This is a genomic window from Streptomyces sp. NPDC004721 (genome assembly GCF_053601495.1).
The window spans coordinates 1-14,365 of the sequence record NZ_JBSGBZ010000058.1 but is presented as its reverse complement, the minus strand read 5'-3'; the positions used below and the strand labels follow the sequence as shown (position 1 = coordinate 14,365).

Genomic DNA, 14,365 nt, shown 5'->3' with positions numbered 1-14,365 from the left:
GGGAGAAGCCAGCATGCGCGTGGGCATCACGGGCCATCGGGGCCTGTCACCGAAGGTCGAAGCCCAAGTCCGAGCCGACCTCGCCAAGGTCGTCGAAGCCTTCAACGCCGAGGACCTGGTGGCCATCAGCTGTATCGCCGACGGCCCCGACTCCTGGTTCGCTGACGCCGTCCTCACGCACGGCGGCCGCCTGGAAGCCGTCATCCCCGCAGCCGAGTACCGAGACAGCCTGCCCGACTGGCACCACCCGGTGTACGACGACCTGATGGCACGCGCCGTCGACGTCCACCACACCGGTATGCGCGAATCCTCATCGCAAGCCCACCAGGCGGGCAGCGAGATCGTGGTGGGTCTGGCGGACGAGATGATCGCCGTGTGGGACGGGCAGCCGGCCCGAGGGTACGGCGGGACCGCCGATGTCGTGGCCTACGCACAGCGCGTCGGCGTGCCAGTCCGCATCATCTGGCCTGAAGGCGCCAGCCGCGACTGACCATCCTGCTAGCGAGACGAGTATCTGCCGGTGCCATCCATCGGCGCCCTCTGCCTGCCCCATCTGGTTCACGTGCCAGGTGGGCACTACGCGCTGTTCAAATCACCTCACGGCGATCGCCACGCTCACAGCGACCAGGTAGAGCCCGGCGAAGACTGCGGGAACCGCCAGCTCGACGTTCGTGAGCCGCACATACCTGTCCCACGATCCGCCCTCGCCCAACTCCTTCCACTCCGCTTCGCCATAGAGAAGTGCTGGCAGTCTCCTCTCCAGCTCTCCGATCACCTGATACTTCGCCTTGTTGAGCTGCTTGTACGAGCGAATGAGTAGTTGCCAGATGACGCATTGGACAAACGCCGCTAGAGCGGCAAGAGTGAGTCCCCAAATGGGAACGTCGTTCAGCGAAGCACGGAAAATGGTGCCAGCACCCGCTAGGAATGCGGTATTCACAGTCAGAAAGAACGTGTTCGTCAGACTCCGCCGCGCACTGACCCGATCGGCCATCTCGACGTAAAGCTTGTACTGCTCTAGGACCGCCGCCTGGTACTTCTCACCCCCCGGCGTCGAATAGTCATGCGACGTCACGGCTCCGTTCCAAAGCCGCTGAGGGAGACCCGTCGTTGGGTTGCTCACGCCGCTGGCTCCTCGTCCGGCTGCAAGGGCTCCTCTGGCAGCAGGTCGCGGACATCAACCTTCATTTGCCCAGGGCGTCTGGGGTCCGCTGACACACTGACAATTTGCACTGTCAAGCGTTCGCCTTTGAGTACCCGCTCGGAATGAAACCGTTCATTCAGGCCCTGGGTCATCTTTCGGAAGTGAAGCATCGCCGGTCGCGGCATGTTCGGGTAGTTGTCGAGGTCGACCAGGAGGAAGCCTTTATCCGACCGAACGTCTCGCACGGTGGCGTACAAGCGTTCCTGCTCCTCGGGGTAGACATCCGGGAGGGGAAGTGTCGTGGGTGGTGATTCAGTTCGTCTCACATCGATTCGATGCAGAACTCGGTCCACACGTGTGATTACGACAAGGACTTCATCGTCCCGATCGACCTCTTCACCCGGAAAGACGGTGAATCTGGACTTCCCGCCTCCGGGCAGGTCAATGAATGCGTCGCTGCCCACCACGTTGCTCACCCGTGCCGACACGGTGCTGTGCAACGGGTAGGCTTGCTCCCAGGCATCCCAGGGGTCATCTTCGATCTCTTTCTGAGAGAAGATGTAGACATCATCCCGGAGCAGGAAAGCGCCTCTCAGTTGCCCATTGACTTGAAATTTCTTGCCCTTGGGCATGCCCTGTTGCGGAAGCACTTCCATGTAGCTCACGTCGGACCGGAACAGCTCAGCCGAACGATCTGTATTACCTATATCTCGGACGCGCACCCGATCATCGAACACCGCCTCCACCTGCACCACTGTGGCCACCAGGGGGTTACGCGGCCTGAGGTCCATCTCACGCAGTGGCTGCTTCCGGAGCCTCTCGATCTCTGCCAGTAGGTTCTCACCGAGCTCTCCGAGCCCCTTGACACTGAAGTCGTACACAATGGGCCGCAGCCCCCGGAGATTGGTGGGAATGTCCTCCTCGCTCTGGGCGAGGACGATCATGCGCTTGTGTAGGCACATCGCCCAGCCAGCTTCAAGGGCCACGGACTCCGACTCTGCGGAGAAATCGACCACGACGATCCCAGCTCGATCAATGCCGTCCCATGCAATCGTCGACACCAGTTCCGCGCCTGGCGTTTCGTCAGCACGAAGAGGCCTCAAGCCCGCCTTAACCAGTGGTCGCTTGATCTGGTACTCGTAGAGATCGTTAAAGTTATGCCGCACATGGGGCTCACCGCGGCGAAGCGGCTTCATCCCGTATGGCATAGCGAAGAAGATCATGGTGTCATCGACCGGTTCAGACGAGCGTGTGGGCCGCAGCACAGCTGACATGAACGCTTTTTCCCCCTGTTGATGATGCGCGGCCTCCTAACATAACGCTCCGTCAGCAGAGGTGGAAGGTGTTCACAGGTTCTCAAGCAGTCTTCCGCGCAGCTCTCCACACTATCCATACAGTCATCCCGCCTCCGCGGCATCCGGCCTGGGGCTGAACGCGCGCATGCAGCGCGGGTGGGAGATCGGCCACTGAGCGGCCTCTTCCACCGTCCGCAGCGTGCCCCCGGCCTTGTCGGGGTCCTTGTGGCTGGTCCAGCCGCACCCGGAGCCGTCGAACACCTCCATGAACCGCACCCCCAGCTCACGGCACCGGTTCAGGGTGCCCGCGTTGTAGGCGACGGCGCTTTTGGCGAGCGTCGCTGCCTCCGCCCACACCTGCACCGGCATCCTCGCCCCGTTGCGGTAGATCACGTACGACAGCTGATGCTCAGCAGCCAGACGGTCCGCGAGGGCCTTCGCCGCCTGCAACGCCGTGGTGTGGCCTGCCGCCAGCTGCGGCACCTCCCGCCGCGAGGCCTCCCGCACCGCCCGGTAGAACGATGCCGCCATGCGCTGCTGCTCCTCCGAGCGGCGCAGGAAGTCGACGTAGGAGTCCGACGCCAGCGACTGCAGGGCCTCCCGGTGGATCAGCGACCACGTGAAGTGCCCGCCGGCCACGCGCGCCCCAGCACGCGCCCCCTCCTCGTACAGGTGGGGCAGCTGCCGGGACACGAACGCGAGGGCCTCCGCATCTACACGGCGCCGGAAGTCGACCATGGCGGCCTGGAACTGGGCGAGCCGGTCGGCCACCATCCGGGAACGTTCGTTGTCGCCGATCGCGGTAATCACGGCGGCCTGATGCGCGGCCAGGCGCTGCCAGGCATCCTCCAACACCGTGGCGACGCGCGCCGCCACGGTCTCGGCGTCGCCGGGCGTCAGTGGTGGGAACTCGTAGCCCACTACCGCCGCCAGCCGTGGGCACGCCGCACCGGGGCGACGACCAGGGTGTCCCCGCCGTTCGGCTCATCAGGCGCGGTCGCATCCTTCATGGAGGCGATCTGCCGTTCCAGGCCGGTGAGGTTGTTGGACTGGTCGAGGGTGGCGACACCGCTCACGGTCAGCTGCAGAGGCTCGGCGAGCAGCTTCGCCCGCCGCTCGGAGAGCACTTCCAGGGCGACAGCCTTGGCGGAGCCGAGCCGGGCGTAGCGGGTCTGCAGGTCGCTCTGGTCGGTGGCGGGGCCGAGCTGCCCCATGAGCCAGGCGAGGACAGCGGAGTCCACAGGCAGCACCTTTCGGGAAGAGAGAGCGGCCCGGCACCCCCCGCCGCAAGGGGTGCCGGACCGGGCCTGCTGGGTTACGCGTCGGCCTGCTTGCGGATCCGGGGCCGGGGCTTCGCCTCCGGCTCCTGGGCAGGCGTCGGCTCGGGCTCGGGCGTGGCTGCGGGCGAGGGCGCCGGATCCGTCACCCGCTGAGCAGCGGGCTCCCGGTCGCCGTCGTCGGCGCCCTCCCCGTTCTCGCCGGGTTCCCCCTCGTTGGGCTCCCACGCGTCCGGGTGGGTGATGGTCGCGGCCAGGTCCTCGTCCGGCTCGTCACCGGGCTGCAGGATCAGCCACTCGTTCGTCTGCGGGTGCTGCACGTGCACCGCTGCCGCCAGTCGCCGCCCCATGTCACAGCACCTTCGCAGTGATGTGGCAGTCCGGGGAGAACAGGACCGGCATGGCCACGGCCGCGCCCTTGGTCCAGATCTGCACCGGGTCATCCTTGCCGCCGCGGGTGATGATCAGGCCGGGGGCGTCCTCGCGGGTGATCGCGGGGTTGCCGCCCCGGGACAGCACCAGCGACTCCGCCGTGGTGCCGTACAGGGTCTGGCCCCACTTCGCCCGGTCTGGGGGCAGCATGATCCACCGGTCGTCCGGCAGGCACTTCGTAGCGGTGCCGTCCACACGGACCTGCCCCTTGTAGAGCGTGATCGGAGGCAGGCTGTAGTTGCCGCGCACCACGTCGACCTGCTGCGGCGTCAGCGTCGCCGTCGGCGTCGTCGACGGGTTCACCGACCCGTAATAGGCCGCCCTGTACGCGTTGTTGCCGCCCAGGTAGGAGTACACGCGCCGCGAGGTGAAGACACCCTCGGGCGTGGGCGCTCCGATGGAGTCGAGGTAGTCGATCCAGCGCAGTTCGTCCGCGATCATGTCCGCCGTGGGGTCCGACCACATCTTCGGCGCGGTCGGCATGTTCGCGGCCGGGACACCGTAGTCGACCTCCTGGGTGAGTCCGTTCTCGCCCTGCAGGGAGAACTTGCCGTCCGTGAGGACATCGCCGGCGGCCAGCTCCAGACGGGAGTTGATGGCCTCGACGTGCCGCTCCACATCGTCGTACAGCAGCTGCTCCAGGCGGGAGGCGTCCGCGCCTCGGGAGGCCTCCTGCAGCAGCAGCTCGACCTCACCCACCATCAGCTTCTGGCCGAGGGACGGCAGCATGCCCTGCGTGGACGTCTGCCACGCCTGCCGGTCCGCGAACGGCACCGAGGCGTCGAACGCCCGGTACTTCGCGGCGTTCACGTAGCGGCCGGTGTTCTTGATCCGCCACATGACGTCCTGCACGGACACCTTGGCGAACACGGTCTGCGTGAGCAGGAAGTCGGCCGGGGTGGGGATGTAGCGGGCGAACGTCGTCAGGTCCGCGACGCTGATGTCCTTGATCAGGTCCTGAACACTCATCGACAGGGCCTCCTTACACGAAGCGGATCTGGCAGCTGGCGGACGGGGCGACCGGGGTGACCGGGACCGGGAGCTTCGCTGTGCGCACCGAGCCGTGCCACAGCAGCGCGGCCGGGACCTTCGTCTGCGCCGGCCCGAACAGCACCTCGGCGAAGACGAACCCGGCGAGCTTCTCGCGGCCGTCGGTGGCATCGGTCTTGTAGAGGCCGTACAGGCCGCTGGCGGTGATCTTGCCGACGGGGATGCCGGACAGAACCCGGCTGTAGGGGATGCTCGTGTCGGTCGACGGCTTGTAGTGCGTGCCGGACACGAGGGTGGACATGTCGAGGGTGATCGTGTCGACCGAGTCGGTGCCGTGCAGGCTGTCCAGCCACGACCGGTCGGCTGTCAGGTTCAGGGTGGTAGTGACCGGCTGAATGGTCATGGGTCCTCCCGTGGACGCGACGAAGCGGGTGATCGTCCGCTCACCGGCTGGTGGCGTCGTCCACGAGGAGGGGCGTGGTCCCCGGATCCGGCCTTGACCCGCCGGTGGGAAATCTCAGTTGCCCGTCAGGAAGCCGCGCTGGCGGGCTATGTCCGCGCCGTGCTGGCCGGGCTTGGGCATATTGGCGCCGCGCGGCGGGGGCCCGCCTGCGGGGGAGCCTCCGGGCGCGGCAGGCGGCACCGGCGCCGAGCTGGCTCCGAACAGCTCGGGCCTGCGCGCCTTCAACGCCTCTGCAGCCTCGGTGAGGGCCTGCTCGTCGGCGTCGTCCTCGACGACCAGGAGCAGCTCGGCGTCCTTCAGGTCAGCGCCGGTCGCACCAAGCCCCACGAGGACGGTACGGCGTGCCGCTGCCCGCTCACGGGCCACAGCCTGCGCCTCACGCTGCACCGCGGCCGTCTCCTTGTCGGCGGCGGCCTGCTCACGCCGCTCCAGGTCGGACAGGGCCGCCGTCTGTGCGTCGCGCTGCTGCTGCACGAACGCGGTCAGGTCGTCGGCCTTGGTGAACCCCAGCTGCTCGACGAGCTCACGGACCCCGGTGCGTGCGCCCTGCTGCTTCTCGCGGGCCAGGAGCCGGTTCAGTGCCTCCTGGTCCAGCGTCGGCGTCGGAGGCGCGGCCGGGTTCGGGGCGGGCGGGAGTTGATGGTTGGACGGGTCAGTGGGGTCCGCGCCCAGGATGGAGAAGATGGGCCGGCCGTCACGCCGGTAGCCGACGGGCGTACGGGGGTCGGGCAGCAGCCTGTCCATGCGGATCCAGTCCTCCAGCAGCAGCGCCCCCGCGCCGTCGATCAGTGTAGTCCGAGGGAAACCGCGTGTCCCCTACGGATCGTCAACTACCGCTCTGTGCAGCCCTGGTGTCAGTCCCGCAGGCTACTCTTTAAAAAACCCGCCCTCATTTGAGGGGGGATACCTATAAGCGCGGAGGTCGCATGATCAGCAACAGCCTCATCCAGCCGGGCGGGGAGCCCGGAGGACACGAGAACCAGCTCGCGGCCCTCGGCCTCAAGGTGGAGCACTTCGAGCAGATTCTCCGCATGAGCGAGCAGGCGCGGCGGGCCGGCATGACGAAGGACGACGCCAAGAACGCGCCAGGGTCCCAGGACTACTTCACGCGCGTCCGTGAGCTCCGGTACACCCTTCGTACCGAGCTGGGCTGGCATCCCTACGACCCGCTGCAGGCTCCGCTCATTGTCAATGAGGACAAGACCGTGGGGATCGGTGTCCTCCTCGGAGACGCCCGCACCGGCCTCCCTGGCTTCCCCCACCCTCGCAGCAAGCGACCGGCCGGCGTGACCAAGGAGCAGGCCGTCGCCCGCAACCAGGACCTCCAGCTCACCTTCGAGGAGATCGAATTCGTTGAGCCTGACGGGTCACAGCCAGACGCCGATGAGTACGCGCAGATGGTGACCTGGTACCTGTTGACCTACCGCTACGAGGCCCGGCAGACGGGAGTCGTGACCGTGCGCAGTGAGTTGTCGCTCCCTGACCGGGTCGGCCCCGGAGGAAAAGTCGACAGCTACCAGCGTCGGATCCTCCTGCCCGACATCAAGTTCCCGAGCGTGAAGGACTACGCTGTCGAAACCACCGGTGACATCGTCGTTCCCGTCGAAGAGCGGTAGAAGGACAAGATCCGACAGACATCAAGGATGACGAGGAGACATGATCACATCCTCGCGCATCACCACTGCCCGGAAGCGACGCGGTCTCACGCTCGCCGAGCTTTCAGCGCGCGTCGGGGTGAGCGTGCAGAGCCTCTCCAACTATGAGCGAGGCCGTACCGAGCCCACCCCTGACACCCTCGCCCGGCTTGCAACCGCCCTCGACTTCCCCGAGTCATTCTTCTTCCAACCCGACCTCGAGCCAGTCCCGCTAGAGGCAGTGTCCTTCCGCGCCCGCAGCAAGCTGGCCGCAGGCCCTCGCGACGCTGCCCTCTGGGCCAGTCGCCTCGCGCTGGAACTTCACACCTGGATCGAAGACCGCTTCCGTCTGCCTCAGAACGAGATCCCCACCCTGGGCAGGCCGGACCCAGAAACCGCAGCCGATATGGTCCGTGCCCGCTGGGGCCTTGGCACAGCGCCGATCAGCAATATGGTGCACCTCCTGGAAGCTCACGGCGTACGCGTCTTCTCCCTCCCCCCTGAGTACGCCGACGTCGACGCCTTCGCCATGTGGCGCGACGGCACCCCCTTTGTCTTCCTCAACACGCTGAAGACCCCAGAACGGGGCCGCTTCGATGCAGCCCACGAGTTGGGACACCTCGTCCTGCACGGAGAAGACCGCTCCTTGGCTGGCCCCCAGGCAGAACAAGAAGCCAACGCCTTCGCCAGCGCGTTCCTCATGCCGCGCACGAGCGTCATGGAGCACATGCCGAAAACACCTCTGGTCCAGCAGATCCTTCACGGAAAGAAGATCTGGAAGGTGGCCGCACTCGCGCTCACCTACCGACTGCACGACCTGGACATGCTGTCGGACTGGCACTACCGCCGCGCCTGCATCGAACTGGGCAAACTCGGCTATCGGCGGTCGGAACCATCCGGCATGCCCAGCCGTGAGAACTCCCAGCTACTCGACAAGGTCTTCACCGCGATGAAGGCCAAGGGCGTCACGCTCCATGACATCGCCCGCGACCTGCATGTTTCCACCGAAGAACTCAGCAGCTGGGTCTTCGGCCTCATCGTCACCGCGCGCACCGGCAACAGCCGCACCAGCGCGGAACACGCAGATCGTGAACGACCACATCTCTCGCTCGTTCGGTAGCGCCCACAGCTAGGACTTGTCCGGCCGATCATGTTCGGAGCCGGCTGGCGAGGGCTGCTGCGATTGCCCCCTCCGTTACAGGGGCCATCCGATGCCCCTTGGACGCACGGCGCTGCCGGACGTCGAGGGCCTGTTGATCACTGCGGGCGACGGTGCGCTGCACCCGGGGGCTTGCAGCACGATGAGGCTGAGGACGGCATTTTTTCTCGCGAGCCATCCGAATCCGGCCCTGAGACGTATCTGTAGTGAAGAGACGTCCTCAATGAGGTTCAGGAGGATCAATGGCTATCTTCAGCAAACTCATGCCGGCACGAAGTGACGACTACCGCTCGTCGAGGCACCACAGCGGCCACCACGGCTCGCGTCACCGCAGCGGCCACCACCGCAGCGGCCACCGTTCGGGTCACCGCCGTAGCCGCCACTGACAGATCGAGTGCTGAGCGGGCCGGAGACTGGATGCCCTGGTCCGCTCCGCAGACCCCCGAGGTGCGCATCTCATGGTGCATGTACTGCGGCGTCTGCTGTCGGCGGAGGCTTCCGACGCCGTCGTTGCGGCAGCGCCCGCGATGGCGCTCGCCGAGCACGGCGCCCACGACGACCTGCCGGGCCGCGACGGCACGTACGCCCGGCCGCACCGGCTCAGCGCGGGCGCGGTGCTGTCATGACCGCCCCCGCACCCTGGGCCCCGGGCACGAAACCGGCGCCGGGCTACATGATCCTGGAGCATCTGACGCGCACCGGCTGGCTCGACGTCTACGACGCCTGGAGCCAGGAACGCGAATGCCGGTGCGTGATCAAGGTGGTGCGACCGGACCACCGCGGCGAGCAGCGGCTGGACGAGCGGCTGCTGCGCGAGGGGCGGTGGCTGCGGGACTTCGCCCATCCACATCTGGTCCGTGGCTACGAGATCTTCCAGTCGCCCGAGCCGCTCGTCGTCCTGGAGACGCTGACCGGTGAGACGCTGTCCCACCTCGTGCACCGGTTGCGGCGGAGGCCGGCCGCCGCCGATGTGGCGCTGCTCGGGGTGCAGATGTGTTCGGCGGTCCATTACCTCCACGGTCGGGGCCTGCTCCATCTGGATCTCAAGCCTGCCAACGTAGTGGTGGATCGCGGCCACGCCAAGGTACTGGACCTGAGTCTCGCCCGGCCTCCGGGGCCCGCGCCCGCGGGGCTGGGCACGTGCTGCTATCTCGCTCCGGAGCAGGCCCGGGGCGGGTCGCTCACGGCCGCCGCCGACGTGTGGGGCATCGGCATCACGCTGTTCGAAACGGCCTGCGGGGAGGAGCCGGTCGCCTGCGGGGCGAGCAAGGCAACGGCAGACGGCCATGACACCGATGACCGGTATTGGCAGCTTGAGGAGGCCGCCCCGCCGATCGGGTCCCGGCGGCGCCTGCCGCTTGCCCTCGCCGCCGCCGTCGACACCTGTCTGCGGGCCGATCCGTCGTCCCGGCCCACGGTCGCCGGACTGGCCTCCGCCCTGAAGGCGGCGCTGCCCGAGTGACGCTGCCCGGCCCGAGGGCCCATACCTGGCCGGCACAGGGCGGGTTTGCGGGTGAGCCACGGCGAGGACGGCCCCCGTCGGCGGACGCCGGAGAGCAGATCATCGGCCAGTTACTCACCAGTGCACCCAGCGGTGCGATAACTCCTCCGCGACGGCCGGGGACGGTTCCTGTGCGGGTGGCAGAAGTAGAGGGGAAGCAGGGCGGTGCCGGACTTCGGAGAAGGGTCTGCGCTGCGTCCCTGCACGGGAACGCGAGTATTGGTGCGGGCTTCGGTGACGGCGCGTTGTTCGCGGCCGCAGGCGGGCAGGGCGAGAACCCCGTGCCCGACGAAATCGGCGCCCACAACCGGCATCACCCTGATGCCCGGTCACTTCATGGCCCGTGGTGCACTGGCACCGTCCCTCACTGACAATCAGAAGGCTCCTCTGAACCAGGTGGTTTCAGCGCGTCCACTCGTACGACTCGGTGTCTTCCCATCCGACGTTGCGGTCGTCGTCGCTGAGCAGGTCGTTCACCGGCCTCGGTGAGTTCGCTCGCATCGCCCATGCCTCATGACGCCGAGCCAGCCGGATGGACGGTGCCGTCGGCCGCTCGACGCTGGCCGGGAACCTGCGTTCGACCGCCACCGCTCTAGAACGAAAAGACAACAACTACTCACCGAGAGCCGGCAGCTGGGACGGCGGCGCCGCGCTGCGGCTTGGCTGCTGGGCCGCGGAAATCAGGGGCACCGGCGGTATGGGGTCGGCTTCGGGCAGCTGCAAGTACTCCCGCACGGCCCCGTTGTCGCCAGTCGCGTCGGCAAGCCGGGCAGCCTGGTCGAAGGCCCGCTTCTGGATGCGTTCGATCTCCTTGGCGACGTCGTCGATCGGATACCCGGCCTCCTGCAGCATCCGCACCGCGGTCTCCAGGGAGAACACGCCCCCCACGTAGCCCGTCGTGACATCGTTGAGGACGGTGGTGCGGTCGGTGGGCGTGTGCGCCCCCCACACCAGGCGTGCGGGCAGCGACTCGCCGGCGGGCCACACCTGCCCGGCCTGGTGCAGGCGCTGCACCATGCGCAGCAGCAGCTGGTACTTGTGGTTGCGGGCCAGGCGCATCGCGCCAACAAGGGAGTCCAGCGGGCTCAACGCGAGCTGCAGTGCGTACCCGGACGGCACCTTCGCCGGGTCGAGACTGCCGAGCCCGGCCGTGGTCAGGCGGGTGTTGGAGGCGAGCCGGTCCATCAGGTGGTCGATGCGCTGGCGGAGCTCGGCGAGCTGCGCGGACGTGTCGAGGGTGTCCATGCGCCCGCTGTCGGACAGCTGCCACACCGATCCGGCCTCCACCCGCACGGGCAGTGGCTGCCCGGTAGTGCGGTCGATGGGCAGGCGTGCCCCGGCCAGTGCCACGATCGGTGTGCCGGTGGTCGCCGACGCGGACGCGCTGTCGGTGTCGGTGGCGGCCAGCTCGTCCAGCAGCTGCAGCGGGGTCGCCAGGGTGGACTTGCCCCAGTGCTCGCCGACATCCGGGATCGAGTTCGGGATGTGCACCACAGGGATGAAGTCCACCATCAGGTCCAGGCGGTCGAGGACCTGCCCGTCCGAGCGCACCCGGTAGGTGGCCTTGTCCGGCGGCAGGGAGAACACATCGTGGGCGCGCCCCAGGTCCTCCAGCAGCCATTCCGCATCGGTGAGGTAGCAGGTGATCGCGGACGGCTTGTCCGGCGCCCACGGGTAGGCGCGGGTCACCGTGCCGGTCGCCGCGTCGAGGGTGTCGCCGGCGGTGAGCACGGGTTCGCCGTCGCCGCCGACGACCAGCTCGCGCACGCTACGCCCGTCCACGGCGCCCGGCTGGGTCGCCCAGCTGATCGGGGCGAGTTCGTAGGTGATCCGCCGTACGCGCGCCTTGATGCCGCGTGCCGGGTCGGCGGCAAGGTCCCACGCGAAGTGCACACGGGTCGGGTACTCCTGCGCGTCCTGCTCACCCTCGTCCCACTCGGGGAAGTAGAAGCCGGGGTCGTAGGTGCGCAGCAGCACCCGCTGTTTGCTCGGCTCCCAGGCGAGGGTGTAGACGCCGTCCCCTGAGCGGACCGCGCACCGTTCGCACTGCTGGACGCGCAGCGGCAGCAGCTCCTTGTCCGCCCAGGCGCGCAGCCGCTCCTGCAGGTCGGCTGCGGCGACCGACTCGGGCGTCGGCTTGTCCTGGCCGGCGTGGTCGGCGCCGGGCACCACGATGTTCTGCTCCGCACCGAGCAGGTAGCCGAGGGTGGTGTCGATCAGCTTGGACGGATCACCGAGTTCGCGGCGCTCCACACCGTGGTCGTCGCCGGTGACGGAGGCGAGCTGCCCGGCCTGGTTGGAGTCGTACGCGGCGAGGAACTTGTACGCGGCCAGGCGGCGCAGGTCCTCGCCGGGCACCCACGAAGTGTTCAGCTCAGGGAACGCGTGCTGGCCGGGCCGGTTCGGATCGGCCATGGCCTGCTTGTAGTTGAGCCACGACCAGGCGTCGATTAGCAGTTCGCGCAGCCTCACGGGTGCCCCTCCAGGCGTACCAGGGCCCCGCGCCCGCGCCGACCAGAATACGCAGCGCCCCCGTTTACGGCTGGGGAGCGTGGGTGCAGCCGTACATCCACATCGCGTACCGCAGCTCCTTCTGGTTGGCGCGCGGCTTGCGGTCCCAGGTGGCCTGGCACGTCACGTCGTTGGGCTCCTGGTCGTCGTCCAGGAGCACCTGCCGGTAGGTGCGCCCCTCGTCCAGGGAGGCGTCCAGGCGGGCCTGCGCGGAGGCCTTGATCTGGGCGTCGGTGGGGGGCTTGGTGTCGTGGGGTGCGTCCGGGTGCGGCCACAGCCAGATCACGCCCGCCGTGACGGCCGCGCACGCCACGCCGGCGGCGCCGAGTATGCCCTTGATCGTCATGGGCGGTGACGCTAGCAGCCGGGGCGGACAGCGCTTATTGGCGTGGCGTGCAGGGCCGTTGGCCTTTATGGGGCCGTTTCTGGGGGTTATCGGCGTCCGCCGAGGCGGTCGTCGGGGATGTGTCCGGCGACGGCGGCGAGCTGGTCAGGGTCGGCTCCTCATCGGTCTGGTCGGGGTCCCGGATACTGCCCGCGCCCGCGATTCAGCCGGAGCCGGAGCCGGAACTGCCCGCCGATTCGCTGGCGGCACGGCGGTACTCGGCGTTGATGCGCTGCGCTTCCTCGAGCTGGTCCTCGAGGATGACGATGCGGCACGCAGCCTCGATCGGGGTCCCCTTGTCGACGAGCTCGCGGGCGCGGGCGGCGATCCGCAGTTGGTAGCGGGAGTACCGGCGATGTCCTCCCTCCGAGCGGAGCGGAGTGATCAGACGAGCCTCACCGATGGCTCGCAGGAAGCCTGCGGTGGTGCCGAGCATCTCGGCTGCCCGGCCCATCGAGTACGCGGGATAGTCGTCGTCGTCCAGACGATCATTCAGAGGGTTGTCCGATGTCATGTCACCTCGCTGTGCAACGCGTCGAGGGGCCCTGGTGCCGTACGGCACCAGGGCCCCGAAGGAATTGAACACCATCTGTCGGCCCTACTGCTGTGCCGACCTTCTGTTTCCGCTACCCGGCCCGGCAGGGCGGAGCGGGGGATCGCAGCTGCGTGACCGGGGACCACCATCCAATCCGGGGTCTTGCGGTACCCGGGCCGAGTGCTCCTCGGGCCGGGCGATCCTGATGGCGTCTGCTCCTCCGTTCCTCTCGGTACCAACCACTGAATGAACCGGTAATGCTGTTGGCGGCTCCTCGACGTGCGAGCCGCCCAGTGCGGCTCTCAGTCCGACCGCACTGACCTGCGTACTTCGTCTTCAGTCCACCCGCCAGTTCATGTCTGGCGGGTCTCATTCGACCCTGTCTATGCAATGAAGCATACTCACGCCGGAAGGAATGTCTACTCTGGCAAACGTAGATTTCATCCTTCCGGCGGAGGAGGAACCCTGCCGCCACGGGTGGGCCGAATAAGCTCTGCTGTCATGTCGAACCCTGATGAGCTGCTCGTCGCCGTCGCCGCCGCGGTGGAGTCCGAGCGAAGCAATCAGATGTCGCTGACGGTGGTCGTCCGGTGCCGTCATAACCGGTCGGCTGGCTCCTGAGGCCATGTGGCGGGAGCGGGTAGCGGAGGTCCTGAAGGGCTCGGACCGTCTCGGCCCGTTCTCGGACGTCTTCGCCCGCGGGCCGCGAGGCAACCGGCCCGGTCGCGGTGAGGCGCCCACGCATCTGCACTTTCATCTCGCCCGGATCCTGCAGGGCAGCCTCGGGATCCCGGAGACGGGCGGCATGTACCGAGTCGCGATCAAGGACGTCAGTGCATGGACCGTGGGGGATATCAACTACTTCGACCGGTGAGACGCTCTCGCGGCCCGTTGCCCAGCCAGCGGTTTCGGAGCGGACGACGGCACAGCGGTGGGGGCCCTGCCCCCGCACCCCTCGCTCACCAGAGCCCGGCCCCAGCCTGCTCCTGCCCTGAGAGCTGACAACGCCGTCCGCACCCAGCCCGCCCTCGCGCCACCG

At 67.8% G+C, this 14,365-nt stretch carries 16 protein-coding genes and 1 pseudogene; 6 read left to right on the top strand and 11 right to left on the bottom strand.

Features of this window, described 5'->3' with window-relative positions:
* Positions 1–13 precede the first annotated feature (13 nt).
* Positions 14–490, top strand: a complete 477-nt coding sequence (locus ACWEK3_RS34715; protein WP_453251488.1) for a hypothetical protein — start codon at positions 14–16, stop codon at positions 488–490.
* 102 nt (positions 491–592) lie between these two features.
* On the opposite strand, the gene ACWEK3_RS34710 is transcribed toward ACWEK3_RS34715, so the two are convergent.
* The 8 genes from ACWEK3_RS34710 to ACWEK3_RS34675 all read right to left on the bottom strand — a co-directional run bounded on the left by ACWEK3_RS34710 (position 593) and on the right by ACWEK3_RS34675 (position 6,345).
* Positions 593–1,123 carry a RipA family octameric membrane protein gene (locus tag ACWEK3_RS34710; protein ID WP_453251487.1) on the bottom strand — a complete coding sequence of 177 codons (531 nt, stop codon included), beginning with the start codon at positions 1,121–1,123 and terminating at the stop codon, positions 593–595.
* On the bottom strand, positions 1,120–2,418 hold the full coding sequence (locus ACWEK3_RS34705; protein ID WP_453251486.1) for a hypothetical protein: 1,299 nt from the start codon (positions 2,416–2,418) through the stop codon (positions 1,120–1,122). Before ACWEK3_RS34705 ends, ACWEK3_RS34710 begins: the two co-directional genes overlap by 4 nt.
* 123 nt (positions 2,419–2,541) lie before the next feature.
* Positions 2,542–3,360 carry a hypothetical protein gene (locus ACWEK3_RS34700; protein WP_453251485.1) on the bottom strand — a complete coding sequence of 273 codons (819 nt, stop codon included), beginning with the start codon at positions 3,358–3,360 and terminating at the stop codon, positions 2,542–2,544.
* The gene (locus ACWEK3_RS34695; RefSeq protein WP_453251484.1) at positions 3,360–3,680 is read right to left on the bottom strand and encodes a hypothetical protein; all 321 of its coding nucleotides are present in this window, start codon (positions 3,678–3,680) and stop codon (positions 3,360–3,362) included. The genes ACWEK3_RS34700 and ACWEK3_RS34695 overlap by 1 nt, the downstream gene beginning before the upstream one ends.
* 74 nt (positions 3,681–3,754) lie before the next feature.
* The gene (locus tag ACWEK3_RS34690) at positions 3,755–4,066 is read right to left on the bottom strand and encodes a hypothetical protein (RefSeq protein ID WP_453251483.1); all 312 of its coding nucleotides are present in this window, start codon (positions 4,064–4,066) and stop codon (positions 3,755–3,757) included.
* Position 4,067: 1 nt separating this feature from the next.
* Entirely contained in the window at positions 4,068–5,117 is a 1,050-nt protein-coding gene (locus ACWEK3_RS34685) for a major capsid protein (protein WP_453251482.1), read from the bottom strand.
* A gap of 13 nt (positions 5,118–5,130) precedes the next feature.
* Positions 5,131–5,541, bottom strand: coding sequence for a head decoration protein (locus ACWEK3_RS34680; RefSeq protein WP_453251481.1), 411 nt, complete (start codon positions 5,539–5,541; stop codon positions 5,131–5,133).
* A gap of 114 nt (positions 5,542–5,655) precedes the next feature.
* Positions 5,656–6,345: a hypothetical protein gene (locus tag ACWEK3_RS34675; RefSeq protein WP_453251480.1), complete on the bottom strand. Its 690-nt coding sequence runs from the start codon at positions 6,343–6,345 to the stop codon at positions 5,656–5,658.
* Positions 6,346–6,527: 182 nt separating this feature from the next.
* On the opposite strand from ACWEK3_RS34675, the gene ACWEK3_RS34670 reads away from it, so the two are divergent.
* From ACWEK3_RS34670 to ACWEK3_RS34655, 4 genes are all read left to right on the top strand, one after another.
* A complete protein-coding gene (locus ACWEK3_RS34670; RefSeq protein ID WP_453251479.1) occupies positions 6,528–7,217 on the top strand; it encodes a hypothetical protein in 690 nt (229 codons plus the stop codon).
* Positions 7,218–7,257: 40 nt separating this feature from the next.
* On the top strand, positions 7,258–8,355 hold the full coding sequence (locus ACWEK3_RS34665) for a helix-turn-helix domain-containing protein (RefSeq protein ID WP_453251478.1): 1,098 nt from the start codon (positions 7,258–7,260) through the stop codon (positions 8,353–8,355).
* Between the two features lie 497 nt (positions 8,356–8,852).
* Complete coding sequence (locus tag ACWEK3_RS34660; RefSeq protein ID WP_453251477.1) at positions 8,853–9,020, top strand: hypothetical protein; 168 nt, start codon at positions 8,853–8,855, stop codon at positions 9,018–9,020.
* Entirely contained in the window at positions 9,017–9,856 is an 840-nt protein-coding gene (locus ACWEK3_RS34655) for a serine/threonine-protein kinase (protein ID WP_453251476.1), read from the top strand. The genes ACWEK3_RS34660 and ACWEK3_RS34655 overlap by 4 nt, the downstream gene beginning before the upstream one ends.
* Positions 9,857–10,507: 651 nt before the next feature.
* Here the strand turns inward: ACWEK3_RS34655 and ACWEK3_RS34650 are convergent.
* The 3 genes from ACWEK3_RS34650 to ACWEK3_RS34640 form a co-directional block, all read right to left on the bottom strand.
* Positions 10,508–12,367: a hypothetical protein gene (locus ACWEK3_RS34650; protein ID WP_453251475.1), complete on the bottom strand. Its 1,860-nt coding sequence runs from the start codon at positions 12,365–12,367 to the stop codon at positions 10,508–10,510.
* Positions 12,368–12,431: 64 nt separating this feature from the next.
* Positions 12,432–12,752, bottom strand: coding sequence for a hypothetical protein (locus tag ACWEK3_RS34645; RefSeq protein WP_453251474.1), 321 nt, complete (start codon positions 12,750–12,752; stop codon positions 12,432–12,434).
* A 202-nt stretch (positions 12,753–12,954) separates the two neighbouring features.
* Entirely contained in the window at positions 12,955–13,305 is a 351-nt protein-coding gene (locus ACWEK3_RS34640) for a MerR family transcriptional regulator (protein WP_453251473.1), read from the bottom strand.
* A 522-nt stretch (positions 13,306–13,827) separates the two neighbouring features.
* Here ACWEK3_RS34640 and ACWEK3_RS34635 point away from each other — a divergent pair.
* Positions 13,828–14,200 (top strand): annotated as a pseudogene (locus tag ACWEK3_RS34635) (hypothetical protein).
* Positions 14,201–14,365 lie beyond the last annotated feature (165 nt).

Coding starts and splice junctions, on each gene's coding strand:
- ACWEK3_RS34715 (WP_453251488.1), top strand. CDS start 14: ATGCGCGTGGGCATCACGGGCCATCGGGGCCTGTCACCGAAGGTCGAA.
- ACWEK3_RS34705 (WP_453251486.1), bottom strand. CDS start 2,418: ATGTCAGCTGTGCTGCGGCCCACACGCTCGTCTGAACCGGTCGATGAC.
- ACWEK3_RS34690 (WP_453251483.1), bottom strand. CDS start 4,066: ATGGGGCGGCGACTGGCGGCAGCGGTGCACGTGCAGCACCCGCAGACG.
- ACWEK3_RS34685 (WP_453251482.1), bottom strand. CDS start 5,117: ATGAGTGTTCAGGACCTGATCAAGGACATCAGCGTCGCGGACCTGACG.
- ACWEK3_RS34680 (WP_453251481.1), bottom strand. CDS start 5,541: ATGACCATTCAGCCGGTCACTACCACCCTGAACCTGACAGCCGACCGG.
- ACWEK3_RS34675 (WP_453251480.1), bottom strand. CDS start 6,345: ATGGACAGGCTGCTGCCCGACCCCCGTACGCCCGTCGGCTACCGGCGT.
- ACWEK3_RS34670 (WP_453251479.1), top strand. CDS start 6,528: ATGATCAGCAACAGCCTCATCCAGCCGGGCGGGGAGCCCGGAGGACAC.
- ACWEK3_RS34665 (WP_453251478.1), top strand. CDS start 7,258: ATGATCACATCCTCGCGCATCACCACTGCCCGGAAGCGACGCGGTCTC.
- ACWEK3_RS34660 (WP_453251477.1), top strand. CDS start 8,853: ATGGTGCATGTACTGCGGCGTCTGCTGTCGGCGGAGGCTTCCGACGCC.
- ACWEK3_RS34655 (WP_453251476.1), top strand. CDS start 9,017: ATGACCGCCCCCGCACCCTGGGCCCCGGGCACGAAACCGGCGCCGGGC.
- ACWEK3_RS34645 (WP_453251474.1), bottom strand. CDS start 12,752: ATGACGATCAAGGGCATACTCGGCGCCGCCGGCGTGGCGTGCGCGGCC.
- ACWEK3_RS34640 (WP_453251473.1), bottom strand. CDS start 13,305: ATGACATCGGACAACCCTCTGAATGATCGTCTGGACGACGACGACTAT.